The sequence below is a fragment of the Porphyrobacter sp. GA68 genome (genome assembly GCF_022605525.1).
GTDB lineage: Bacteria > Pseudomonadota > Alphaproteobacteria > Sphingomonadales > Sphingomonadaceae > Qipengyuania_B.
The window spans coordinates 1,195,126-1,218,726 of record NZ_JAKQYJ010000001.1; the positions used below are offsets into that span (position 1 = coordinate 1,195,126).

A 23,601-nucleotide genomic window follows, 5' to 3' on the forward strand; every position below is an offset into this window, starting at 1 on the left:
CCGCATGCCCCGCTACTTCACCGAAGACCATGAATGGGTCGAGATCGACGGCGACACCGCCACGGTCGGCATCACCGATTACGCGCAGGGCCAGCTTGGCGACATCGTGTTCGTGGAGCTGCCCGAGGAAGGCGCCGAGATCGAGAAGGGCAAGGACGCAGCCGTGGTAGAAAGTGTCAAGGCGGCCAGCGACGTCTATTCGCCCATCACCGGCACCGTCATCGAAGCTAACGGCGCGCTTGAGGATGATCCATCGCTGGTAAACTCGTCGCCCGAAGAGGATGGCTGGTTCTTCAAGCTGACGGTTGCCGACGAAGGCGAACTGGACGGCCTGATGGACGAGGAGGCATACGGGAAGTTTGTCGCCAATCTGTGATCGAAGAACGCGGTCTGTAGAGGTGGTGGCTGTCGCAGCGGTATGGCGCTCCGCACGAACAAGGTTCCAGTAAGCCGTCGAAACGTGGAAAGAAGAAAACGATGCGTTATCTGCCCCTGACCCACACTGACCGCCGTGCGATGCTGGACGTGATTGGCGCCCCGGATGTCGATGCGCTGTTCGTCGATGTTCCGCAGGAAGCGCGCCTCGCCGGCCCGATCGAGGGTCTGCCGCACCACGCCAGCGAACTGGCCGTGGAACGGCATATGCGATCGCTGGCGGCGAGAAACACCGCAGCCGGCGACGTGCCCTTCTTCCTCGGCGCGGGCGCTTACCGCCACCACATCCCGGCTTCCGTCGATCACATCATCCAGCGGGGCGAGTTTTTAACGGCCTATACCCCTTATCAGCCGGAAATCGCGCAGGGCACGCTGCAGATGCTGTTCGAGTTCCAGACCCAGGTGGCGCGCCTGTACGGCTGCGCTGTCGCAAACGCTTCGATGTACGACGGGTCGACCGCCTGCTGGGAAGCGGTCAGCATGGCTGCGCGGGTCACCAAGAAGCGGCGCGCGGTACTCAGCGGCGGGCTGCACCCGCATTACGTCAAGGTTGTCGAAACCATGGCGAAGTTCACCGGCGATGAAATTGCCGGCAATGCTCTGAAACTGGAGCCGGGTTGCGATGAAAATGTGCTGATCGCGCAGATCGACGCCGACACCAGCTGCGTGGTGGTGCAATATCCCGACATCCTTGGCCGGCTGCCCGATCTTGCGCGCATCGCCGAGGCGGCCAAGGCGCACAAGGCGCTGCTTATCGCCGTCAACACCGAACCGGTGGCTTTGGGTGCCTGCGTGTCGCCCGGTGAAATGGGTGCCGACATCGTGGTGGGTGAAGGGCAGGCGCTCGGCGTCGGCCTTCAGTTCGGCGGGCCGTATCTCGGCCTGTTCGCGGTGCGCGATCCGAAGCATGTGCGGCAGATGCCGGGCCGGTTGTGCGGGGAAACAGTCGATGCTGAAGGCCGGCGCGGCTTCGTCCTGACGCTTTCCACCCGCGAGCAGCATATCCGCCGCGAAAAGGCGACCAGCAACATCTGCACCAACTCCGGCCTGTGCGCGCTGGCGTTCAGCGTGCACATGACGCTGCTGGGGGAACAGGGCCTGCGGATGCTGGCGGCGGAGAACCACCGGCTCGCCTGCCGGGCCGCAGCCCGCCTGGCGGCACTTCCTGGCGTGCGCGTGCTGAACGACAGCTTCTTCAACGAATTCACGGTCGTACTGGACGGGTACGATGCGCGCGAGGTTGTCCGTGCGTTGGCTGAACAGCAGGTATTGGCAGGCGTTTCCTTGGGCAGGCTTTACCCGGATCAGCAGACGCTGGCCGAAGGGCTGATCATCGCGGTGACCGAAACAACCACTGAAGACGATATCGAAGCGCTTGCTTCCAGCCTTGCAGGAGTTCTGGCATGAACGCACCCAACAAATCAGGCTGGAAGCCGGTCGCCCCCGTCAGCGATGCAGGCGCATTCGGCGGACCGCCGACCAGCACCGGCAACCGCGCGCTGATGCTGGAAGAGCCGCTGATCTTCGATATCGGCACCGCTGGCACAACGGGTGTCGACCTGCCTCAGGCGGACCCGGCCGAACCGAACCGGCTGGGTGCCTTCGCTCGCAAAGCGCCGATCAACCTGCCCGGCCTGTCTGAACCTGAGACGGTCCGCCACTATACCCGCCTGTCCCGGCAGAACTACGCCATCGACCTCGGCCTGTTTCCGCTGGGCAGCTGCACCATGAAGCATAATCCGCGCCTTAACGAGAAAGTGGCCCGGATGCCGGGGTTCGCCGACCTGCATCCGCTGGCGCCCGCTACCACAACGCAAGGTGCCCTGGCGGTGATCTATGAACTGGCCGAATGGCTCAAGACGCTGACCGGGATGCCTGCAGTCGCCATGAGCCCCAAGGCCGGGGCGCATGGGGAATTGTGCGGTGTTCTCGCCATTCGCGCTGCCCTGACTGCCCGCGGCGACGCCCGGCGGGTGATCCTGTGCCCGGAGAGCGCCCACGGCACCAACCCTGCCACCGCTGCGTTTGCCGGTTACGAGGTGGAGGACATACCGGCCAACGCGGATGGGCGCGTCGACTTCGAAGCATTGAAGGCACGGCTTGGCCCCGATGTGGCGGCGGTGATGATCACCAACCCGAACACCTGCGGCCTGTTCGAGCGGGACTTCAAACGCATCGCCGACGCGGTCCACGAAGCGGGGGCGCTGGTGTATTGCGACGGGGCGAACTTCAACGCCATTGTCGGCCGGGTCCGCCCCGGAGATCTTGGCGTGGATGCCATGCACATCAACCTGCACAAGACCTTTTCCACACCCCACGGCGGCGGCGGCCCCGGCAGTGGCCCAGTCGTTTTTTCAGAAGCGCTGGCGCCCTTTGCGCCCCTGCCGTTCGTCGAAAAGCTGGCGGATGGCACCTTCCATCTGGTCGAGGAGGAAACCGCCGGGGAACATCATGCGCAATCCTTTGGCCGCATGACCGCTTTCCATGGCCAGATGGGCATGTTTACCCGCGCGCTGACCTATATCCTCAGCCACGGTGCCGATGGCCTGCGTCAGGTGGCGGAGGACGCGGTGCTGAATGCCAACTACGTGCTGCGCAGCCTGGAAGACGTGCTGGACGCACCGTTTGCGGATGCCGGTCCGTGTATGCACGAAGCGCTGTTCTCCGACAGTGGCTTTGGCGGCGGGCTGTCAACACTCGACCTCGCCAAAGGTCTGATCGACGAGGGCTTTCACCCGATGACCGTGTATTTCCCCCTGGTGGTGCACGGCGCCATGCTGGTCGAGCCGACCGAAACCGAAAGCAAGGCGTCGCTGGATCAGTTCATTGCCGCGCTGCGCAGCGTGGCGGAGCGGGCCAGGGCGGGTGACGAGAGTCTGAAGCAGGCGCCGTATTATGCTCCCCGCAGGAGGCTCGACGAAACCGCGGCGGCGCGCAAGCCGGTGCTGGCCTGGAACGATCCCAACCTGACCTGAGGTCAAGGCGACCTGTCCGCCTCTGGCGGCGGGGCAACCGTGATGCGGATCGCCTGAAGCGACAGGATGGCGGCCCAGAAGCCGAACACCGCAAGCGCGCTGGACCCCAGCACGGTGATCGCGGCTCCCTTGACGCCCTGCCAGTTCATCGCCGGAGCAAGACAGGCAAAGGCAAGCGCCAGCGGGATGGCGCGCACGAAAAAGGCTGTACCCGCCCGCCCGGCCGAGATGAGGAGGGATTGCAGGCTTGCCCCGACCAGCTCGATTGCGCCAGCGATGGCGAGAATGATCATCGGCCAGTAAACCCCGCGGAACTCCGGTCCCGCAATGAGGGCCAGCGCCTGCCGACCGAACAGCAGCGCGATCAGCACAGCCAGCGCCCCGCCGAGAAGCGCGACGATGGCCACGCGCCGTGCCATCGCGACCGCCTGATCCTGCGCATGGACCAGTTCGGGATACACCGCGTTCGACATCGTCTGGGCCAGTTGCATCAGCGCCTGCCCCAGCTGCGATGCCACCCGGAAAGCGCCGGCGAACGCCTCTCCGCCAATCGCCCCGACCAGCAGGGTCAACACCTGACGGCTGCCGATATTGAGGCTCCCCATCATGTTGGTGGACCAGACGAAACGCCACGCGTCCCGGTTCTCCGCCGGAATTTGCCGCAGGCTGATGCGCGACAGATCAATCCGCTCATGCCGGGCGGCGGCGATCCACATGGCCAGCGCGACCGCCGCCTCTGAAGCGGCCCAGGCGATGATGAACCCTGTCACCGTCGGTTCGAACAGCACGGCCAGAAACGCGCCGAGCGCCTTGACGATCGGCTGCACCGCGTCGGCCGCCGCCGCCTGGCCAAATGCGAACCGCAGGCGCAACAGTCCCGTCGGTGTCGAACGCAGCGCCAGAAGCGATACGAAGCAGTAACCGAACGCCGTCCACAGCAGTTCGGGCGGCAATGGCAACCAGAGAGGTGCGGTCCAGACCAGACCGGCCGCCAGGACGAGGCCCAGCGCCAGCGACACGCCATCCAGCGCGATGGCAAAGCCGGTCGCCTTCGCCGCGCCTTGCGAACCTGCGCCCCAGCGAACCACGAACTGCCATGTCTGGAAACTTGCAAGCCCGGTAACAGTCTGTCCGATCGCCAGGATGAGGGCGAAGTGACCGAACCCGGCCAGCCCGAGGGTGCGTGTCGCCAGCGCGAGATAGACGAGGCTGAGCACGGCATTGAAGCCGCGGCCGCCGAGCAGCCAGCCCATGTTTGTCGCCAGCCGCTTCATCGGCCGCCCACGACCGTGCCGCCGGCCCGACCGCTTGCGCGGACGGCCAGAGTTGCGGTCCGCAAATCTGAGCGGCGGTGGAAAAGGACAGGCATGAAGGGGATCGGTAACTCTGCTCTGGTTGCCTTAACAACAGTTCGCCTTGGCGGCAAACCTTGCATCCGCGTCGGTCGGTGCGGCAGGGTGCCGGTGATGCGCATCATCTTCAGCCGCAAAGGGTTCGACAGCGCGGCGGGCGGCGGCCCCTCGCCGATTGTCGACGGGCGCCCGGTGACGCTGCCGATTCCAGGGGCTGCGGAGTGCGGGACGACCTATGGTTCGCTTGGGCTCGGCCAACATGCCGCAAAGGCGAGCCGAGGGCGCTATGGCGAACATAGCTTCTGCCATCACGATCCCATGTTCCTGGCCGATGGCACCTGCCTGTTCGGCCAGGTCGGCGCGGCGCAGTCGCATCTCGCCAATCAGGGGGCAGGGCCAGGTGACGTGTTTCTGTTCTTTGGCCTCTTTCGCGAAGAACGGCAGCCTCCGCACCATCGGATCTTCGGCTATCTCGCGGTTGAGGAGGTCGTGCCGCTGAATGGCTGCACCCAGGCGCGGCTGGATGCCTTGAGGCTGCTTGGACATCCCCACGCCTTGCAGCAGGAGGGGCGGGACGACACGATCTATGCCGGAAAAGGGCGCAAGGCCGATCATGCCAGTGACGCCTTGCGGTTAAGCGTTCCCGGAGCGTCGCCGAGCATCTGGCGGCGGCCGGATTGGCTGAGGCAAGGCAACCTCACCTACCACCAACGCGCCGATCGCTGGCTGCCCGGCAACCGGCTGCGATCAGCGCCGCGGGGGCAGGAGTTCGTGGCCAAGGTCGATGACGATGCGGCCGCGCTGAGATGGCTCGACCAGATCGTCGCGGAGATCAGAGGCTCGTGATGATGGCCGAAAAGTCGCGCCGCCCGTTACCGGCGTTCGCGAAATCCTCATACAGGGCGGCCGCCCGCTGGGCCAGCGGCACCGTGACGCCGGCGCTGTCCGCCGCCTCCATGGCGAGGCGCAAATCCTTCAGCATCAGTTCCGTCGCGAACCCGCCTTCGTAGCCATTGTCCGCCGGCGATTGCGGTCCGACGCCGGGCACCGGGCAGTAGCTGGTCATGGACCAGTTCTGACCCGAGCTGACAGACGAGATGTCGTAGAACGTCCGCGGGTCCAGCCCGAGCTTCTCCGCCGTGCGAAACGCCTCGCAGGTGCCGATCATGTGGATGGCGAGCAGCATGTTGTTACAGATTTTCGCAGCCTGCCCGTTGCCTGCATCACCGGCATGGATCACGGCCTTGCCCATGGCTTGCAGGATCGGTTCGGCACGCGCAAACGCTTCGGCGCTGCCGCCAACCATGAAGGTCAGCGTGCCCGCCGCCGCCGCGGCGATGCCGCCGGACACTGGTGCATCAACCATCTCGTACCCTGCCTCGCGCGCCTTCTCGGCCGCCTCGCGGGCGGTGGCGACGTCGATGGTGGAGCAGTCAAGGAACAGCGCGCCACGCGGGGCATGGCCGATGACCTCGCCGGTGTAGGCGGAAAGCACGATCTGACCATTGGGCAGCATGGAGACGACAGCCTCGGCATCGGCGACCGCCGCGGCGATGGAGGTCGCCCGTGTGCAGCCGTTCTGTTCGGCACGGGCCAGCGCGTCCTCGCTGAGGTCGAACGCGCGCACCGTGTGGCCCGCCCTGACGAGGTTGGCGGCCATCCCGCCGCCCATGTTGCCAAGTCCGATGAAGGCGATTTTCATGTTCTACCTCGTTTCTGTGCAAACCGCGCGGCCGCAGTCCCGCTCTTCCTGTTGACGGCTCATCGTCCCTTCCACTGCCCCTGACGCTTTTCAATGAACGCCTGCATTCCCTCTGCCTTGTCTTCTGTCGCGGCGAGGATCTGGAACAGGCGGCGTTCAAAGCGGATGCCCTCAGACAGAGTCATCTCATAGGCGGCGTTCACCATCTCCTTGTTGGCGATGGCGGCCATCGGCGGCATGGCGGCAATTTCCTGCGCGGTCTTCATCGCCTCGTCCAGCAGCGTGTCATGCGGCACGACGCGTGCGACGAGCCCGCTGCGCTCTGCCTCCGCTGCGTCCATCATCCGGCCGGTAAGGCACATTTCCATCGCCTTGGCCTTGCCGATGGCGCGGGTCAGCCGCTGCGATCCGCCCATGCCCGGCGCGACCCCCAGCTTGATCTCCGGTTGGCCGAACTTTGCGCGGTCCGAAGCGATGATGAAGTCGGCCATCATCGCCAGTTCGCACCCGCCGCCCAGCGCGAAACCGTTGACCGCCGCGATCCACGGCTTGCGCACCGCCTGTACCAGATGGCTCTGCCAACGGGAGAAGAAGTCGTGAAGGTAGAAGTCTGCGGCTTCCTTCTCCACCATCTCCTTGATGTCGGCCCCTGCGGCGAACGCCTTGTCGCCCGCGCCGGTCAGCACCGCGCACCGCTGCGAATCGTCGGCCTGATAAGCGGCGAAGGCGGCAATCAACTCCTCCAGCACCGCGCTGGATAGGGCATTCAGCGCCTGCGGGCGGTTCAGCGTGATGACGGTAACCGCACCTTTTGCGGCGGTAGTAATGGTCTGGTATTCCACTGCGCTCTCCATCATCTGAACGGCGTCCACTCTTCCTCTTCGGGCAAAGGTGCGAAGATCGAGTCGATCAAGGCATCCGTCACTTCCTCGGCCGTGGCAGGGTTCCACTGCGGATCGTTGGTCTTGTCGACGATAACTGCGCGGACACCTTCGGCAAAATCCGGCCGGGTAAGCACGCGCGAGGCAATGCGATATTCCATCCGCATGTTGTCGGCGAAATCGTCCATCTGCCCGGCCTCGACAAGCTGGCGCAGCGCGACGGCACAGGTCTGGGGGCTCTTGGTGCCCAGAGTGTCGCGCTCCCTGGCTGCCCAGTCGCTGTCGTCGCTCTCCAGTGACCGCAGGATCGTCCGGTAATCGTCAGACGCGAAATGCTTGTTGATCCGATCCTCGTTCGCGGCCAGCCGCGCTTCTGGCGGAGTGACGGACAGCTCCGCCAGGATGCCGGCGATGCGGGAAGGATCGGCAATGATACGCGCCTTGGCTTCCGGCAGCTTTTCGGCCGGGAGGTAGTGGGTGGCAAGACCCGTCCACAGGCATTCCGCTCCGTCCAGCCGGGCGCCGGTCAAGGCCAGAAACTGCCCGAGCCTGCCAGGCAGACGCGACAGGTGCCACCCGCCGCCGACATCCGGGAACAGGCCGATGCCGCTTTCGGGCATGGCGAAACGGGTGTTTTCCGTGGCAACGCGAAACCGGCAGGGCAGGGCGATGCCGACGCCGCCGCCCATGGTGATGCCGTCCATGAAGGCCACGATCGGCTTGTCGTAAGTGAACAGCTGGTGGTTCAGCCGGTATTCGTGGTGGAAGAACGCCCGGCCGCTCTTGCCCCCGTCGTTCAGCGCCGAATTGCGCAGGAATGCAATATCACCCCCGGCGCAGAACCCGCGCCCTTCGGCATGGTCGAGGATGATCGTCTGCACCGTGTCATCGCCGGCCCAGCCGGACAGCGCCTCGCTCATCGTCTCGCACATCTCCAGCGTCAGCGCATGCAGCGCCTTTGGCCGGTTGAGCGACAGGTGGCCGACCGCGCCGTGGGTGTGGGAAAGCACGTCTGCCACGGTCAATTCCCCTGCCGCAGCAGGTCGCGGCCGACGATCATCCGCATGACCTGATTGGTGCCTTCGAGAATGGAATGCACCCGCAGGTCGCGCCAGAACCGCTCGATCGGGTAATCCTTGAGATAGCCATAGCCGCCGAACAGCTGCAGAGCGTCGTTGACGATCTTCGAACCGCTGTCTGTCGCCAGTCGCTTGGCCATGGCGGAAAAGCGCGACTTGTCGGGCGCGTTATCCGTGACCTTGGCGGCGGCGAGGTAGAGGAGGGCACGCGCCGCTTCCAGATCGGTGGCCATGTCGGCCAGCATGAACTGCGTGTTCTGCAGGTCGGCGATCGCCGCACCGAACTGCTGCCGGTCCTTGGTATAGGCGACCGCTTCGTCGAGGCACCGCTGCGCCCCGCCAAGCGAGCAGGCGCCGATATTGAGGCGTCCGCCGTCCAGGCCCATCATGGCGATGCGAAAACCTTCGCCTTCATCGCCCACCCGGTTTGCCACCGGCACCATTGCATCCTCGAATATGACCTGAGCCGTGGGAGACGCGTGCCAGCCGAGCTTCTTCTCGGGTGCGCCGAAGCTGACGCCGGGGGTATCCTTGTCCACCACCAGGCAGGTGATGCCACGCGTCTTGTGCTCGCCCGTGCGCACCATGGTGACATAGATGTCGTTGACCCCGCCACCAGAGATGAACTGCTTGGTCCCATTGAGCACATAATGATCGCCATCCAGCACGGCCGACGTCTTGAGGGCAGCCGCATCGGAGCCGCTGCCCGGTTCGGTCAGGCAATAGGAAGCGATGTTCTGCATCGTCACGAGATCGGGCAGGAACCGTTCCTTCAGCTCCCCGCCGCCGAATGCGTCAATCATCCAGCTGGCCATGTTGTGGATGGAGATGAATGCGCTGGTCGTGGGGCAGCCATACGCCATCGCTTCCATGATCAGCGCCGCTTCCAGCCGGCCCAGCCCGATCCCCCCGCTGTCCTCCGACACATAGATCGCACCGAACCCCAGTTCGGCCGAGCGCTTGATGACGTCGACCGGGAAGTGCTTGTTCTCGTCCCACTCTCCCGCGAAGGGCGTGATGTTGTCGGCGGTGAACCGCTGCGCCATCTCCTGAATCGCGCGCTGGTCGTCGGTGAGCTGGAATTGTCCGTTCATGCAATTTGCCCTAGCGATGCCATCGGCGCAGGAAAAGGGTGAGTGGATGAATAGGCCGGCGGATGAGCTGATCCTGGTGTTCAATGCCGACGGCGGCGCGGTGTCGCGGCTGATGGACGCGGTGCACAAGATCGTGCGGCCGGAAACCTACGAATGCGATCTGTGCATGATAACCCATGGCGCGCTCACTCAAAAACGCGAATGGACAGCTTTCGTGGAGAGTCTGGATATACCCACACGCGCGCTGCACCGCGACGAATATGCGCGCGAGTTCCCGAGGGCGCAGGTTCCCTGGCCGGCGGTGATGGTGCGGCGGGGGGCTAGCATGCCGGAAGTGCTCGTCAGCCGGGAGGAGCTGGCCGGGATGAATGGGGTGCCTGAGTTGGCTGCTGCGGTGGAGGCGAGGCTCACCCGCAGCGGATCGCCAAGATCGCCATAGTATCGTCGTAGCTGACACGGATGCGCCATGGGTTGAAGGCTGTCGTCGCAATCATGTCAGGCGCTATCCACTCGAGATGGCGGGCGCGGCTCAGTCGCAGGACCTCAGCTCCAAGAGCAGCATTCGCCGTCCTGCCAAGCAGGGTTTGAGCAGACCGATCGTCGCAATGTCCTGCAGCGGCGGCGCGTTCGCGCAGGTCGCTGGATTGTGGGGCCAGGCAGCCGCCCAAAAACATGCCGGCAAAAACAGGGAGCAGGCGAGCTGCAGACCTCACCCGCAGGTAATCCGTTCCACCCGCATTTGCCGGTCATAGAACACGTTTACCCGGTCCTGCCGGTAATCCATTGTCATGGCGCTGTCGGGCGGACCCCACCGCAACGTTCTTGCGCCTGTCAGTTCCAGCGCCCGCGCGCCAAGCGCGGGTGTGGCCGACTGACCCACAAGCTGGGCCGCAGCAGCGGCGTTGCAGGCACCGTCCGCACCCGCCACCCGTTCCGCCACGTCGGGGTCCATCGGCTGGCTCGTAGCGCATGCCGCCAAGGGCACAGCAGCCAGCAGAACGGCAACATATCTCATAAGCACCTCCGATAAGTGAACGGCCCGTGGGTGCCGTTCTCATCCCTTTGCTGGCGCGTCAGCGTCTGCCCGCCGGCAGCAAGGCTTAGCACCTCCTGTGTCTCCCACTCCATGCCTTCGCCGGTATAGGCGACGGCGAGGGTAAGCTGATTGGCATCGCTGGCGATAACTTGTCCTACCGTTCCGCGGCTCTCGTAGAATTGCAGAGCGTTGGCCCCGACCACCATCAAGCCCTTGTTGTCGGGACGCGCCGGGTCACAGTCGTTTGCGGTCATTCCCCAACGACCCTGCATCGCGGCAGGGATCGTTCCGGCCGGGGTGACAAGGGGGCCGGGTGCGGCAGCCGTGATAGAGGGACTAGCCTCCGACGTGGATGCGCTGGACAGCGGCTCATCCCCGCCGGAATCCGTTGGCCCAGGCTCGTCCTGCGCGCAGGCGGCGAGGAGGAGGGGCAGGGCAAACGCAGTCGCAACCCGCATATCGTTTATCCCATTGTAGGAATGACAAACGCATTTTCACCGGTGGGCGATCCATCCGGCCAGCGCTGGGTTACGGTCTTGACCTTGGTCCAGAACTTCAGCCCTTCAGTGCCGTACTGGTTGGTGTCGCCGAACGCAGAGCGTTTCCACCCGCCGAAGCTGTGATAGCTGACCGGCACCGGGATGGGAACATTGATGCCGACCATCCCCACATTGACCCGCGCGGCGAATTCGCGCGCGGCGTGACCATTGCGGGTGAAAATGGCGACGCCGTTGCCGTATTGATGTTCCGATGGCAGCCGAACTGCCTCTTCGAAGTCGTTTGCCCGCACGATCTGGAGAACCGGCCCGAAGATTTCCTCCTGATAGCTTTTCATCTGCGGCGTCACCCGGTCGATCAGCGTCGGACCGACGTAGAAGCCGTTCTCATGCCCCTGCAGCGAGAAGCCGCGGCCGTCGATGACGATTTCCGCTCCTTCCTGTTCGGCTGTGTCGATCCAGTGTTCAACCCGCTGCTTGTGCTCGGGCGTTACGACGGGACCGTAGTGCGCATCGGGGTCGCTGGAGACGCCCACGCGCAGGGCCCGGATCGCGGGGATGAGTTTCTCACGCAGCCGTTCGGCCGTGTCCTCGCCTACCGGGACCACCACGGGCAGCGCCATGCAGCGTTCTCCCGCCGAACCGAACGCCGCGCCCGTCAGGTCATTCACCACCTGATCGAGATCGGCGTCGGGCATGACGATGCCGTGGTTCTTGGCCCCGCCCATTGCCTGCACCCGTTTGCCCGCGGCCACACCCCGCTGATAGACGTAATGCGCAATGTCGGATGAGCCGACAAAGCTGACCCCGGCAATGTCGGGATGGTCTAGAATGGCATCCACCATCTCCTTGTCGCCATGCACCACCTGCAACAGCCCCTCGGGCGCGCCTGCCTCCAGGAACAGTTCAGCGAGACGCACCGGTACGCTGGGGTCGCGCTCCGACGGTTTGAGGATGAAGGCATTGCCTGCGGAGATGGCCATGCCGAACATCCACATCGGGATCATCGCGGGGAAATTGAACGGGGTAATGCCTGCGCCGATGCCAAGCGGCTGGCGCATGGAATAGACGTCGATGCCCGGACCGGCGCCGCCGGTGTACTGGCCCATCTGAACCGCTGGGATGCCGCAAGCATACTCAATGACTTCCAGCCCGCGCTGAATATCGCCCTTGGCATCGTCGATGACCTTGCCGTGTTCGGAGGAAAGCAGCCGGGCAAGCTCTTCCATGTTTGCCTCGATCAGTTCCTTGTAGCGGAACATCACCCGCGCGCGCCGCTGCGGATTGGTTTGCGCCCATTGCGGCTGCACCTTTTTCGCGTTCTCGACGGCACGATCGAGCAGCGCCTTGTCGCCGAGCGCGACTTGCGCCTGAACTTCGCCGGTCGAGGGGTTCCAGACCTGGTGGGTGCGGGCGCCAGTCGCGGTGCCGGTGCCGCCGGAAATGAAGTGGTCGATGATGCGCATGATCGGGCAAACTCCTTTGCCCGTGGACTAGCGCCGTGACCGCAGCAAAAGCAACCGCATTGACCCGCGCCGCACCTTGGGGCAAACGCGGTTCCGCAGGCGGGTATGATGTAATGGTAGCCTGTCAGCTTCCCATGCTGAACGCGCGGGTTCGATTCCCGCTACCCGCTCCACCGTTTGGTTCCCCACCCCACTCGCGCAGAATGTGGCGCCTGACTTCGCTCGCCAGCAGACGCAGAAGAACGAGAGCGCCATTACCGACTGATGCTCGCGCGGTTCAGCCGGTAGGTTTCCACAAAAGGCCAGCTGACTAAACGGCCAGCATCATCGTTTCGCTGACAGGCTTAATTTCCGTTTGAGCCGCCGCGGCCGTGGTCGACATATTCCTGAGCCTGGCCGCGATGATCGTCGGACAATCGCCGCCATTCCGCTGCCGTGCGGCACACCTTGCGCTTGCGCACGTGAGAGCCGGTAACTTCCTGCACGCGGCAGATCTGCGCGTTCGGATCAGCAGTGGCAGCAGCGACGGTGGCCGTTGCCGGAGGAGCTTGCGTGCCGGGCTGAGTGCCAGTGTCCTGCGCCGAAAGCGGAAGTGCAGTCGCTGCCAGCAGGAACAATGGTGCGTAAGCCAGTTTGGTCATCTTCGATCTCCTCGTCCCGGATCGCTTAGCAGATCTGGCCCCAATGAAAAAGGGGCCGCCGTGGCGACCCCTTTTCCTTGTTGCTTAACGTGCAGGATCAGAACTGCAGGTTGATGCCCACTGCGTACCGGCGACCCAGTGGGTCGTAGGTCGACGGATAGGTGTTGCCGCTGTTGAAAGCAGTGGAACCGATGGTGCTACCCACGATTGGCGGCTGCTTGTCGAACAGGTTGAACACGCTGAACACCAGATTGGCGTCATCGGTCAGTTCAAAGCGGGTCGACAGGTCGAAGTAGTGCTTCTCGTCGATCCGCTCGAACCGCGGCTGGAAGTCGCCAGCCGAGTCGTCTTGGACGCGCAGGTCGTCGATGAAGCGCCACAGAAGCGACACGGAGACCCGGTCAAACGTCAGGGTTGTGCGCTGCGAGAACGAGAACTCAGGCAGCGGCGACGTGCAATCGAGACCATACTGGCCAACGCACTCGACATTGTCGCTCAACGGAGTGGGCTGGAACTGCGACTTATCGGTCCAGTTACCCGCGAAGCTGAGTGCGAGTCCCGCGAAGCCCAGATCACGCTGATAGTTGGCGATGAGGTCCACACCGCTCGAGCGGATGATCCCCTGATTCGTCAACGGCAGCGGCAGGCCCGGAGTGATCGCCACGTCCCCGTCAATACCGCCGGTGAGCGGGTTACGGCGGATGCCCGTGCAGGCCGGGTTCGTTGCAGCGCCTGCGCCCGGATCGACCGGGGTGGTTGCGCTGAACGATGGCGCTCCAAAGCAACGGAAGAACACGTCGCCGATGGTGGGTGAGGTGATCGCGTCGACAACCTTGATGTTGTAGTAGTCGGCACTGATTGTCAGCCCAGGGACGAACACCGGCTGGAATACAACACCAGCTGTGTAAGTGTCAGCCTTTTCAACATCGAGGTCGGGGTTGCCGCCAAAGGTGATGTTGATCTGTCCGGCCGATGGCGGCTGAATGAGGCCGATCTGTGCAGGTGTAGCACCCTGCGCCAGGCAGACCGCGCGCAGGTTGGCGTTCAGCGTCGGCAGAGCAAGCTGGCAAGGATCAACTGCGCTGTTGTCGAGGCCGGTCCGCAGCGGATCGAACAGTTCAGCCACGTTCGGAGAGCGGGTTGCCCGGTTATAGCCACCGCGGATCTTCAGGCTCGGCACTGGCTCCCAGCTGCCACCGATCTTGTAGGTGTAGCTGGTGCCGGTCGAGGAGTAATCCGAGACACGGCCACCCAGTTCAAGCTGAAGGCTGTGGAAGAACGGACGGTCGACGATCAACGGAGCGATGACTTCAACAAACGCTTCCCGCACGTTGTAGCCATTCAGGATGTCCGGCGAAGCAGCGCCGTTACCCAGAACCTCACCAGGTGTCTGCTGCGCGATGTCCGAGGAACGACCGGCGCTGTAGTCCCGGTATTCGCCACCGATGGCAAAGCCGAAGGCTTCGGTTGCAAACGGGCTGGTGAAGCCGATGTCGCCGGAGATCACGCCGCGAACGGTCGCCAGCGATGAGATATTTGATCCGCTGGCCGAAGCGTTGATGAAGCCGAACGCTTCCGGCGTGATGCTGCCAGCGCCGCCGAAGATGTTCAGCGGAACGCAGCCGTTAGCTGGGTTGCGGCAGACGATCGTTCCATCAGGCCCTCGGACAGCGTTCACCGCCTGACGCAGACGCGACAAAAGCCCGTTGTTACGCTGACGCTGGATGTTTTCGCTCTCGCCATAGGAGCCGAACAGGTCAAAGCCGATGTTGTCGGTCAGATCGCCGCGAACACCAATAACCGTGTCGAACAGCGTTGTGGTGTACTCGGAAACGCGGCCACCGCCCTCTACAAACCGGCGCTGAACAACGTTGGTCAATTCGACAAAGTCAGGATTGGCAACAGTCTGACCCGCCGCATTAACAATGGTTGGGGTTGCGGTCCGCGCCGCCGTGCAAACGGCTTGAGTCCGGCCGGACGCGAGGCAAAGCGTGTTGGCGGCAGCGTCACTCAAAAATGGGTTGGCGACCGCAAACGTCAGCGGCGAGCCGAATGCGCCCGACGGGGCGATGATGGTGGAAACAGTGTTCTTCGAGAACAGGCCCCGGGCGTACACTTCGATACCCGACGTGATCTCGTAGTTCGCCGCTCCGTAAACGTTGAACCGTTCAAACGGGGTCTGGAAGATGTTGAACGGGTTGAAGTTGAAGGCGTCCGCCGCAGTCGCCGGACGGAACACTCCATTGTCCAGAACGCGCGTTCCAGTGCCCGGGATCGCTACCCGTGTGGGAACACTCGTACCCGAACCGCCGGCATTGCCAGTGACCGAGTCGACGTTGAAGCGAGAAAAGTCACGATCGCCCTGGAAGACGGGGTTCGTATTCTGGTAACCGACCGAAAGAACGGCGTTGCCGCGACCATCGTCGAAGTTCGCGCCGATCGTCAGGTCGCCGCGGAACGTCGCGCCATCGCCGCGTTCGGTGATCTGCTGGCTGAGGCCAATATCGATCCCGGCAAAGTTGCGCTTGGTGATGAAGTTGACGACACCGGCCACGGCGTCCGCGCCGTACGTCGTAGAAGCGCCGCCGGTCAGAACGTCGGCACGTTCGAGCAGGGCAAGGGGAATGTTGTTGAGGTCGACTGCGCCGCCGATGTTGGCAGGCACGATGCGACGGCCGTCGAGCAGCACGAGGTTCCGGTTGGTGCCGAGACCGCGCAGGTTGACGAACGACGCACCGCCGTTGCCGTTGTTCACCTGCGAACCGATCGAAGGAACGACGCCAGGGATTTCGCGCAGCAGTTCTTCTGCGACGTTGACCTGCTGCAATTCGATTTCGGCTTCACCGATCGTAGTGACCGGAGCGGACGCTTCGATGTTCGGGTTGCGGATGAGCGAGCCGGTGACGACGATTTCCGAACCGGGTTCGAACTGGCTGTCGGGGGCAGCGTCCGCGGGTGCGATTTGCACATTGGAGGCAGGCCGGTTCTGGTCGGTCGAGCTTTGCGCCAAGGCGGGCTGGGCCAGCACAACGGCGCTGGCAAGCAGCGTGCCGTTCAGCAGCTGGCGGCGGTAGGATGGAGACATAACTAGGATCCTCGCTGGTTGATCGAAATCAGGACGCGCGCCGCACACAGCGACGGAAGTCTGGCGGCAACGGTTATTGAGTGAGCGCACGGCTCGCAATCGCTTAGTTGTCGTTGCAAGCAGAAGACGCCGCTGGTGTCGCAAAACAGCAACATTGAGGTTGCGGAGTTTTTCGCGCACAACAGACCAGCGGAAGCTGATCGACGCGGCCGTGCAGAGGGAGCGTAAGCAGTGAAGAAGACGTGCGGATGGCTGCTGCCACTGGCGACAATCGTTGCTGTTGCGCCCTTAGCTGCGCAGGACAGCCGCAGCACGCAAAGGGCCGTTCCGCCGCCGCTCCAGTCCGTGCTCGACTGTCGCGCGCTTTCAGACAGTGCCGCGCGCCTGGCATGTTTTGACCAGCGTGTGGCTGCACTGGCGAGCGCGACAGAGCAGGGGCAGGTTGCCGTGGTGGCCGCCGACGACGTGCGTGCGGCACGGCGTTCCCTGTTCGGATTGCCTGCTCCATCGACTCCGCTGTTTGCGGGGCTGGGCGATGCGGGTGAGGAGCCGGAGTCGGTTTCCGGTGTGATCAGGTCAGTGCAGACTACCCGGTCCGGAGCTTGGTTGATCCAGATCGACGAGGCTGTCTGGCAGACGACGCAAAGCGGGTATTTCCAGTCGCTCCCCAGGGTCGGTCAGGAGGCCACGGTGACGCGCGGCCTTCTGGGAAGCTACCGCCTGTCGGTGGAAGGACGTGCGGGCCTGCGTACGGTGCGGGTGCGCTGAACGCAGAAGGCGCTGCGCCGCGGATTCGTCGCTGAGGCGGGGGGTGGCGGCGATGGGTCATGTTCCTGAAGGGGTGCGCTGGTCGACTGCGGAGCGATCGCAGTCTTGAACCCCCGCGTTTGCTTGACCCTCCGTCCGGCGCCGCTTAATCCCATTGCAAACAGCAACCTTCGGAGAGCCACGCCATGCCCACAGCCTATATCGTCGACGCCGTCCGCACTGCCGGGGGCAAGCGTGGGGGCAGGCTGTCCGGTGTGCATCCGGTGGACTTGCTCGCCCGCTCGCTTGACGAGTTGATGACCCGTACGGGCGTCGATCCGCAGGCGATCGAGGACGTGATCACCGGCTGCGTCAGTCAGGCCGGAGAGCAGGCCATGCAGGTCGGGCGCAACGCGGTTCTGGCATCGCGTATCCTGCCGCAGTCCACCCCGGCCGTCACAATCGACCGGCAGTGCGGGTCATCGCAGCAGGCGATCCAGTTCGCCGCTCAGGCCGTGATGAGCGGCACGCAGGACATGGTGATCGCCAGCGGCGTGGAAAGCATGACGCGGGTGCCGATGGGATCGTCGGCCATGTTCCACATCAAGGAAGGGCTGGGCCACTACAAGTCGCCCGGACTGGAGGAAAAATACCCCGGTATCCAGTGGTCGCAGTTTGTCGGCGCGGAAATGATGGCGCAGAAACACCAGCTGACCAAGGATGAACTCGACCGCTTTGCTCTTGCCAGCCACGAGAAGGCGGCGCGGGCAACCAAGGAGGGCGCCTTCGAGAACGAGATCGTGCCGGTGGAGATCGACACACCCGACGGTCCGCAGATGCATACCGTGGACGAAGGTATCCGTTTCGACGCCACGCTGGAAGGGATCGCCTCGGTCAAGAAGCTGAGCGAGGAGGGGCGTATCACCGCCGCCACCGCGAGCCAGATCTGCGACGGGTCCAGCGCAGTGCTGGTCGTGTCGGAGGAGGCGCTGAAGCGTCATGGCCTCACGCCAATGGCGCGCATCGTCAATCTGACGGTGACGGCAGGCGATCCGGTGATCATGCTGGAGGAGCCGCTGTTCGCCACCGACAGGGCGCTGCAGCGCGCCGGAATGAAAATGGCCGACATCGACCTGTACGAAGTCAACGAAGCGTTCGCCCCCGTTCCGCTGGCCTGGTTGCGGCATACCGGCGCCGATCCTGACAGGCTCAACGTCAATGGCGGCGCCATTGCGCTAGGCCATCCGCTGGGCGCGTCGGGCACGAAACTGATGGCAACGCTTCTGCATGCGCTGAAGGCGCGCGGGGGCAGGTACGGCCTGCAGACCATGTGCGAGGGGGGCGGAGTCGCCAACGTGACGATCGTGGAAGCTCTCTAGACCACCTTCTACCGCCCGTCGGGGAAGCGGCTGGCCATCAGCCGCCCGGTTTTGCCGGCGTCAGCTTTTCCAATCACATCCGGCCTCTCAGGTGAAGAGGCGGGGTTTACAGGAGACACTCAATGGAAGTCAGCAGCAACACCCCGGCAGTCGTCACCGGCGGAGCGTCCGGCCTGGGCGAGGCGACGGCCCGCCTGCTCGCCAGCAAGGGGGCCAAGGTCGCCATCTTCGACATGAACGAAGAGAAGGGGAACAAGGTCGCGAATGACATCGGCGGGGTGTTCTGCAAGGTGAACGTCACCAGCGAAGAAGATGTCGACAACGGCTTTGCCCGCGCCCGCGAGGCGCATGGACAGGAACGCATCCTGGTCAACTGCGCCGGCATCGGCAACGCCATCAAGACCGCTTCGCGCGACAAGCAGACCGGCGAGATCAAGCATTATCCGGTGTCCGCGTTCGAGTTCGTCATCCAGGTGAACCTCATCGGCACCTTTCGCTGTATCGCCAAGTCGGCCGCCGGAATGATGAGCCTCGATCCCCTGAATGAAGAGGGTGCGCGCGGTGCCATCGTGAATACGGCGTCCGTTGCGGCGGAGGACGGGCAGATAGGCCAGGCTGCCTACTCGGCCAGCAAGGCGGGCGTTGTCGGGATGACCTTGCCGATAGCACGTGACCTGATGAACGAAGGTATCAGAATAAATACGATCCTGCCGGGCATCTTCCACACGCCGCTTCTGATGGGCCTGCCAGAAAAGGCGATCGAGGCGCTGAATGCCTCCGTCCCGTTTCCCAAGCGGCTGGGCCAGCCGCATGAGTATGCCAAGCTGGCGCTGTGCATGATCGAAACCGGCTACTTCAACGGCGAGGACGTCCGGCTGGATGGCGCCATCCGCATGGCACCAAGGTAGGAGGCCGCATACGGCAAAGGAGGTGCGGCCTTCTCGGCGGAGCTTTGGGAAAGGATTGGCATGGCCGACTTCACGCAGATCACCCTCGACGTAGCGGACGGGGTGGCGACCATTACGCTGAACCGCCCGGACAAGCTGAACGCCTATACCCGCACAATGATGCGGGAACTGATCGCGGCGGTCGACCTGACGGACGCGGATGACGCGGTGCGGGCGGTTGTGTTTACCGGCCCGGGCGACCGAGCGTTCTGCGCCGGCGCCGATCTGACGCCGGAGGATGGCGGACACGTTTTTTCCGCCGATGCAGAAGTCGAAAACCTCGCTGACGAACGGGTGCGCGACGGGGGAGGGCGGCTGACCCTGCGCCTGTTCAACTCGCAAAAGCCGCTGATCGCCGCCTGCAACGGTGTTGCTGTCGGGGTGGGCGCGACCATGCAGCTGCCCATGGATTTTCGTCTGGCGAGCGAAACGGCGCGCTTCGGTTTCGTCTTTGCCCGCCGGGGCATTGTGCCAGAGGCTGCCTCGAGTTGGTTCCTGCCGCGTCTGGTGGGGATGCAGGCCGCGCTGGACTGGTGCATGACGGGCCGCCTGTTCGGGGCGGAGGAAGCACTCGCCGCAGGGCTGGTCAGATCAGTGCACGCGCCCGCCGATCTGATGACGGCTGCGCAGGCGCTTGCCCGCGAGATTGCGGACAACACCTCGGCCGTTTCGGTGGCCATGACCCGAGCGATGCTGTTGCGACTCTCGGCTGCTGAGCATCCCATGGCGGCGCACCGGGTGGACAGTCGCGCGATCTACCGCCTCTCGCGCGGCATCGATGCGGCGGAAGGTATCGCCAGCTTTCTCCAGAAGCGGCCGCCGGCGTTCGCGGGCAAGGTTTCGCGGGACATGCCGGATTTCTACCCCTGGTGGGAAGAGCCGGAGTTCGACTAGGCGGACGAAAGGCTTCAGCCGCTCGCCCGCCGGGTCGCCCGCAACGGCTCAGCCGCCGATAGCTCCGCCGCTGAACGCGTCGGAGATGTCGCATGCCGCCGGACCCAGAATGACGATGAACAGCACCGGCAGGATGAACAGGATCAGCGGAATGGTCATGATGGCCGGCAGCCGCGCAGCCTTTTCTTCCGCCCGCATCATCCGTTCGTTGCGGAACTCTGCGGACAGCACGCGCAGCGCGGAGGCCAGTGGCGTGCCGTAGCGTTCCGTCTGCACCATGGTCGTGGTGACGCCCTTCACCGCTTCCAGGTTGACCCGGTAGGCCAGGTTGTCGAACGCCTTCTTGCGTTCGTTGAGGAAGCTCAGTTCGATCGACGTGAGGGCGAACTCGTCTCCCAGTTCGGGGTACGCGCGGCCCAGTTCCTTGGCGACGCGGTTGAAGGCGGCATCGACGGTCAAGCCGGCCTCGGCGCAGATGACCAGCAGGTCCAGCGCATCCGGCAACCCCTTGCGGATGGCGTCCGTGCGCTTGGTGGCCATGTTCTTGAGGTAGATTTCCGGCCCTTTGTATCCCAGGATGACCATACCGGCGAACAGGCCGAAGCGCTTCAATTCGCCCCAGTCGGGAAAGGTATTGCTGGCATAGACCAGCAGCGCGGTGATTGCTCCCAGGACCAGCGGCAGAACCATGCGGGCGCCGATGACGACAACCGCCAGATCCTTGTTGCGGAACCCGGCGTGCGCCAGCTTCTGCTGGATCACCTCAACCTGGCTTTCCTGCAGCACTTTCATGTTCGCCAGCAGGCCCTTGACGCGTTCGGTCGTGTCGGTCTTGCGCAGCACGCTCTGACGCTTGCGGGCAGAAGCGGTGACGATGCCTGACTTTAGCTGCTCTCGCCGGGCATTCAGCGCCTTCACGCGCTTGGCCATCGGGTCCCTTACGGTCACCGCGGCATAAACGGCCAGCATCACCGCCAGCGCGGCGATCCCTGCCAGCATGGTTCCGACGAAGATCACGTCCACACCCAGAAGGGTCGGTCCACCTGCGGTGTTCATAAAGCTGATCCCTTCACGCCGTCAGATTTCGAAGCTGACCATCTTGGCCATGATAAACACCCCGATGCTCATCCACACCATTCCGCCAAGGCCGGCGACAATCAGCCGCTGCTCGGTGAAGAAGCCGGCCACATAGTCGGGGTTGATCCAGGAGATCATGGCGAACACGAGGAACGGCAGGGCTCCCACGATATAGGCCGACGCCTTGGACTCCGAACTCATGGCGCGGATCTTGAGCTTCATCTGTGCGCGTTTGCGCAGGACGTCGGCCAGGTTGGAGAGGGTTTCGGCCAGATTGCCGCCGGTTTCCCGCTGAATGGCCAGCGTGATGCAGAAGAAATTGAACTCGGGGATGCTCAGCTTGTCGGCGGTTTCCTGCAACGATTCGTCAAGCGTTCGGCCGATCCGGGTCCGCTCCACAATCGATTTGAACTCCTCGCCCACGGGGCCGGGCACTTCCTGCGCCACCACGCTGAGCGTCTCGGTCACCGGAAGCCCGGACCGCAACCCGCGCACCAGCAGCTCGATGGCATCGGGGAACTTGGTGTTGAAGGCGCCAGTCCGTTTGTTGATGAGCCGCTTGACCGCCATGTGAGGCAGCCCCGCGCCGACCAGCAGGCCGACCATCAGGGCGAGCAGGAAGTTGCCGAACTGGATAAAGGCGATCACTGAGACCATCAGGGCCACGCCAAGCGAGACATAAAGGTACTGCTGCGCCGACCACTTCTTGCCCGTCCGGTCCAGGCGCAGGGCGAGTGCCTGCATCCTGCTTTGCGATCCGGCGGCGGCGTGCAACCGCGGTTTGCGCGCGGCGATCGCCTTTTTCAACTGGTTCTCGACCCGCGCATCGGCATTGTCCGAGTGGCGGTAACGCACGGTCTGCAGGCGTCGCTTGGTGGCCTTGCCCACGGAGGGGCCGCTGAACAGCTCGTAAAGGAGCACCAGCAGCAGGAGGATGCCGCCGCTCACCATGACAGTTTGCAAGATACTCAAAGCCGTTCTCCTGCCCGGTATTCATCCGCTCGATTCAGCGGCACCTTTCGCGCGGCGCCGTCAACCGCTCAGGCAGCTGGTGCCTTCGCCTTCTTTCCCATCAAGGATTTGAGGTCGAACCCGCCGAGTAGCGACTTCTTGGCCCGGCCCTCCTCCCCTGCCGGCTCTTCGGCAGAGCCGATGATGCGGTCGGCAATCTGCGCCATCACCGCTGCCGGCTTGCTGGAGCCGTTCGCCTGCACAAACGGCTGTCCCAGCTTGGCTGCAGTAGCGGCAGCCTTCTGATCGTACGGGATAGTGAAATCGATCGCCCGTTCGATCGAGGCTTCGAAGTCGGCCTTGCTGATTTCCATCGCAGCTGGCTGAACCTTGTTGGCGACCACCAGCGGCGTGACGTGGGAGGCATTCGTCTTGAGCCATGACAGGATGCGGATCGTGTCGCGCGCAGAAGCAAGCGTCATGTCCGTGGCGACGAGCACCACGTTCACATCTGTCAGCAGATGCGGGAAGTTGATCAGCATGTTACGCGGCAGGTCGATCAGCGTCATTTCGAAGGCGTGCCGGAACTCTTCCTGCAGTTGCAAGAAGGCCGAGCCATCGGTCATCAGCGGCATGTTGATCGGCGCTTCGGCCGACAATAGCGCGAGATTGTCGTTGGCCCGGATCATGGCGCGTTCGATGAACAGCCCGTCGATGCGGCTCGGATTGTCGATTGCGTCCGCCAGACCGCGGCCCGGCTCCAGGTCCATGGCCAGCGCGCCGGTTCCGAAGTGGATGTCGAGGTCGAGCAGCGCGGTCGGCATCTTGTGCGCAGTGCTGAACAGCCACGCGAGGGAAGTTGCCAGGGTCGATGCCCCGACACCGCCGCGCGTTCCGACAATCGCGGTGGACACATGCCGCTTGACCTTGTTCCCCTCGTTAGCCTTGGGCGCGGAGAAGATAGCCATGGCATTGTTGAGCGCGTCGCGCACCTGGGTGGTGGAGAGCGGTTTCAGGAGGTAGTCCTGAATACCGCTGGCAACCAGGTCGCGGTAAAGGCGCACGTCGTTCACCTCACCGATAGCGACCACGACAGTTCCCGGCTCGCACACCTCGGCGAGGCCATTGATGTCGTTGAGCGGATCGCCGCTTTCCGACAGGTCGACCATCAGGATGTTGGGGCTGGCGGACACGGACAGGGACTGCACCGCGTTGCGCAGCCCGCCCTTGTTGCACTTTTCCGGCGCCCAGCCGAGTTCCACGACCACCGGCCGCAGAACATCCAGCGCGGCCTCGTCGCACAGATAGGCGGCGAACGGGTCGCGATTGCCGGGTGTGCCTGGCTTCCAGGGTGCGTTCATGG

Annotated in this window: 23 protein-coding genes and 1 tRNA gene; 10 read left to right on the forward strand and 14 right to left on the reverse strand. The window is 63.9% G+C overall.

Annotated features, from left to right (window positions below):
• Nucleotides 1-4 precede the first annotated feature (4 nt).
• From gcvH to gcvPB, 3 genes are all read left to right on the forward strand, one after another.
• The gene (gene gcvH / locus LHJ54_RS05960) at nt 5-376 is read left to right on the forward strand and encodes a glycine cleavage system protein GcvH (protein WP_228242996.1); all 372 of its coding nucleotides are present in this window, start codon (nt 5-7) and stop codon (nt 374-376) included.
• A gap of 101 nt (nt 377-477) precedes the next feature.
• Nucleotides 478-1,842 (forward strand): aminomethyl-transferring glycine dehydrogenase subunit GcvPA, encoded by a 1,365-nt coding sequence (gcvPA, locus tag LHJ54_RS05965; RefSeq protein ID WP_228242997.1) that lies wholly within the window; start codon nt 478-480, stop codon nt 1,840-1,842.
• Nucleotides 1,839-3,410, forward strand: coding sequence for an aminomethyl-transferring glycine dehydrogenase subunit GcvPB (gcvPB, locus tag LHJ54_RS05970; protein WP_228242998.1), 1,572 nt, complete (start codon nt 1,839-1,841; stop codon nt 3,408-3,410). Before gcvPA ends, gcvPB begins: the two co-directional genes overlap by 4 nt.
• A gap of 2 nt (nt 3,411-3,412) precedes the next feature.
• On the opposite strand, the gene LHJ54_RS05975 is transcribed toward gcvPB, so the two are convergent.
• Nucleotides 3,413-4,663 (reverse strand): lipopolysaccharide biosynthesis protein, encoded by a 1,251-nt coding sequence (locus LHJ54_RS05975; RefSeq protein WP_228242999.1) that lies wholly within the window; start codon nt 4,661-4,663, stop codon nt 3,413-3,415.
• Between the two features lie 213 nt (nt 4,664-4,876).
• On the opposite strand from LHJ54_RS05975, the gene LHJ54_RS05980 reads away from it, so the two are divergent.
• Complete coding sequence (locus LHJ54_RS05980; protein WP_228243000.1) at nt 4,877-5,608, forward strand: hypothetical protein; 732 nt, start codon at nt 4,877-4,879, stop codon at nt 5,606-5,608.
• Here LHJ54_RS05980 and mmsB read toward each other — a convergent pair.
• Genes mmsB through LHJ54_RS06000 form a run of 4 tightly spaced genes read right to left on the reverse strand, consistent with a single transcriptional unit; the run spans nt 5,595 to nt 9,518 of the window.
• On the reverse strand, nt 5,595-6,464 hold the full coding sequence (mmsB, locus tag LHJ54_RS05985) for a 3-hydroxyisobutyrate dehydrogenase (RefSeq protein ID WP_228243001.1): 870 nt from the start codon (nt 6,462-6,464) through the stop codon (nt 5,595-5,597). The two genes, LHJ54_RS05980 and mmsB, sit on opposite strands and share 14 nt — an antisense overlap.
• Before the next feature lie 59 nt (nt 6,465-6,523).
• On the reverse strand, nt 6,524-7,321 hold the full coding sequence (locus tag LHJ54_RS05990; RefSeq protein WP_373457057.1) for an enoyl-CoA hydratase-related protein: 798 nt from the start codon (nt 7,319-7,321) through the stop codon (nt 6,524-6,526).
• Nucleotides 7,318-8,364 (reverse strand): enoyl-CoA hydratase/isomerase family protein, encoded by a 1,047-nt coding sequence (locus LHJ54_RS05995; protein ID WP_228243002.1) that lies wholly within the window; start codon nt 8,362-8,364, stop codon nt 7,318-7,320. Before LHJ54_RS05995 ends, LHJ54_RS05990 begins: the two co-directional genes overlap by 4 nt.
• Before the next feature lie 2 nt (nt 8,365-8,366).
• Entirely contained in the window at nt 8,367-9,518 is a 1,152-nt protein-coding gene (locus LHJ54_RS06000; protein WP_228243003.1) for an acyl-CoA dehydrogenase family protein, read from the reverse strand.
• On the opposite strand from LHJ54_RS06000, the gene LHJ54_RS06005 reads away from it, so the two are divergent.
• A complete protein-coding gene (locus tag LHJ54_RS06005) occupies nt 9,517-9,957 on the forward strand; it encodes a hypothetical protein (RefSeq protein ID WP_228243004.1) in 441 nt (146 codons plus the stop codon). The two genes, LHJ54_RS06000 and LHJ54_RS06005, sit on opposite strands and share 2 nt — an antisense overlap.
• On the opposite strand, the gene LHJ54_RS12760 is transcribed toward LHJ54_RS06005, so the two are convergent.
• Genes LHJ54_RS12760 through LHJ54_RS06020 form a run of 4 tightly spaced genes read right to left on the reverse strand, consistent with a single transcriptional unit; the run spans nt 9,926 to nt 12,517 of the window.
• Complete coding sequence (locus LHJ54_RS12760; RefSeq protein ID WP_373457058.1) at nt 9,926-10,192, reverse strand: I78 family peptidase inhibitor; 267 nt, start codon at nt 10,190-10,192, stop codon at nt 9,926-9,928. The two genes, LHJ54_RS06005 and LHJ54_RS12760, sit on opposite strands and share 32 nt — an antisense overlap.
• Nucleotides 10,193-10,227: 35 nt before the next feature.
• Nucleotides 10,228-10,533, reverse strand: coding sequence for an I78 family peptidase inhibitor (locus LHJ54_RS06010; protein ID WP_228243005.1), 306 nt, complete (start codon nt 10,531-10,533; stop codon nt 10,228-10,230).
• Nucleotides 10,530-11,012, reverse strand: coding sequence for a hypothetical protein (locus LHJ54_RS06015; protein ID WP_228243006.1), 483 nt, complete (start codon nt 11,010-11,012; stop codon nt 10,530-10,532). The genes LHJ54_RS06010 and LHJ54_RS06015 overlap by 4 nt, the downstream gene beginning before the upstream one ends.
• A 5-nt stretch (nt 11,013-11,017) precedes the next feature.
• A complete protein-coding gene (locus tag LHJ54_RS06020) occupies nt 11,018-12,517 on the reverse strand; it encodes a CoA-acylating methylmalonate-semialdehyde dehydrogenase (RefSeq protein ID WP_228243007.1) in 1,500 nt (499 codons plus the stop codon).
• 99 nt (nt 12,518-12,616) lie between these two features.
• Here LHJ54_RS06020 and LHJ54_RS06025 point away from each other — a divergent pair.
• Nucleotides 12,617-12,690, forward strand: a tRNA-Gly gene (locus tag LHJ54_RS06025).
• Between the two features lie 171 nt (nt 12,691-12,861).
• Here the strand turns inward: LHJ54_RS06025 and LHJ54_RS06030 are convergent.
• The gene (locus tag LHJ54_RS06030; protein WP_228243008.1) at nt 12,862-13,158 is read right to left on the reverse strand and encodes a hypothetical protein; all 297 of its coding nucleotides are present in this window, start codon (nt 13,156-13,158) and stop codon (nt 12,862-12,864) included.
• Nucleotides 13,159-13,255: 97 nt separating this feature from the next.
• The gene (locus LHJ54_RS06035; protein WP_228243009.1) at nt 13,256-16,243 is read right to left on the reverse strand and encodes a TonB-dependent receptor domain-containing protein; all 2,988 of its coding nucleotides are present in this window, start codon (nt 16,241-16,243) and stop codon (nt 13,256-13,258) included.
• A 231-nt stretch (nt 16,244-16,474) separates the two neighbouring features.
• On the opposite strand from LHJ54_RS06035, the gene LHJ54_RS06040 reads away from it, so the two are divergent.
• The 4 genes from LHJ54_RS06040 (at nt 16,475) to LHJ54_RS06055 (ending at nt 20,210) form a co-directional block, all read left to right on the forward strand.
• Nucleotides 16,475-17,011 carry a hypothetical protein gene (locus tag LHJ54_RS06040; RefSeq protein WP_228243010.1) on the forward strand — a complete coding sequence of 179 codons (537 nt, stop codon included), beginning with the start codon at nt 16,475-16,477 and terminating at the stop codon, nt 17,009-17,011.
• 185 nt (nt 17,012-17,196) lie between these two features.
• Entirely contained in the window at nt 17,197-18,369 is a 1,173-nt protein-coding gene (locus LHJ54_RS06045) for an acetyl-CoA C-acetyltransferase (RefSeq protein WP_228243011.1), read from the forward strand.
• 122 nt (nt 18,370-18,491) lie between these two features.
• Nucleotides 18,492-19,277 carry an SDR family NAD(P)-dependent oxidoreductase gene (locus tag LHJ54_RS06050; protein WP_228243012.1) on the forward strand — a complete coding sequence of 262 codons (786 nt, stop codon included), beginning with the start codon at nt 18,492-18,494 and terminating at the stop codon, nt 19,275-19,277.
• A 60-nt stretch (nt 19,278-19,337) separates the two neighbouring features.
• Nucleotides 19,338-20,210, forward strand: a complete 873-nt coding sequence (locus LHJ54_RS06055) for a crotonase/enoyl-CoA hydratase family protein (RefSeq protein ID WP_228243013.1) — start codon at nt 19,338-19,340, stop codon at nt 20,208-20,210.
• A 48-nt stretch (nt 20,211-20,258) separates the two neighbouring features.
• Here LHJ54_RS06055 and LHJ54_RS06060 read toward each other — a convergent pair whose 3' ends face one another.
• From LHJ54_RS06060 to LHJ54_RS06070, 3 genes are all read right to left on the reverse strand, one after another.
• On the reverse strand, nt 20,259-21,266 hold the full coding sequence (locus tag LHJ54_RS06060) for a type II secretion system F family protein (RefSeq protein WP_228243014.1): 1,008 nt from the start codon (nt 21,264-21,266) through the stop codon (nt 20,259-20,261).
• Between the two features lie 21 nt (nt 21,267-21,287).
• A complete protein-coding gene (locus tag LHJ54_RS06065; RefSeq protein WP_228243015.1) occupies nt 21,288-22,259 on the reverse strand; it encodes a type II secretion system F family protein in 972 nt (323 codons plus the stop codon).
• 68 nt (nt 22,260-22,327) lie between these two features.
• Nucleotides 22,328-23,599: a pilus assembly protein CpaE gene (locus LHJ54_RS06070; RefSeq protein ID WP_228243016.1), complete on the reverse strand. Its 1,272-nt coding sequence runs from the start codon at nt 23,597-23,599 to the stop codon at nt 22,328-22,330.
• Nucleotides 23,600-23,601 lie beyond the last annotated feature (2 nt).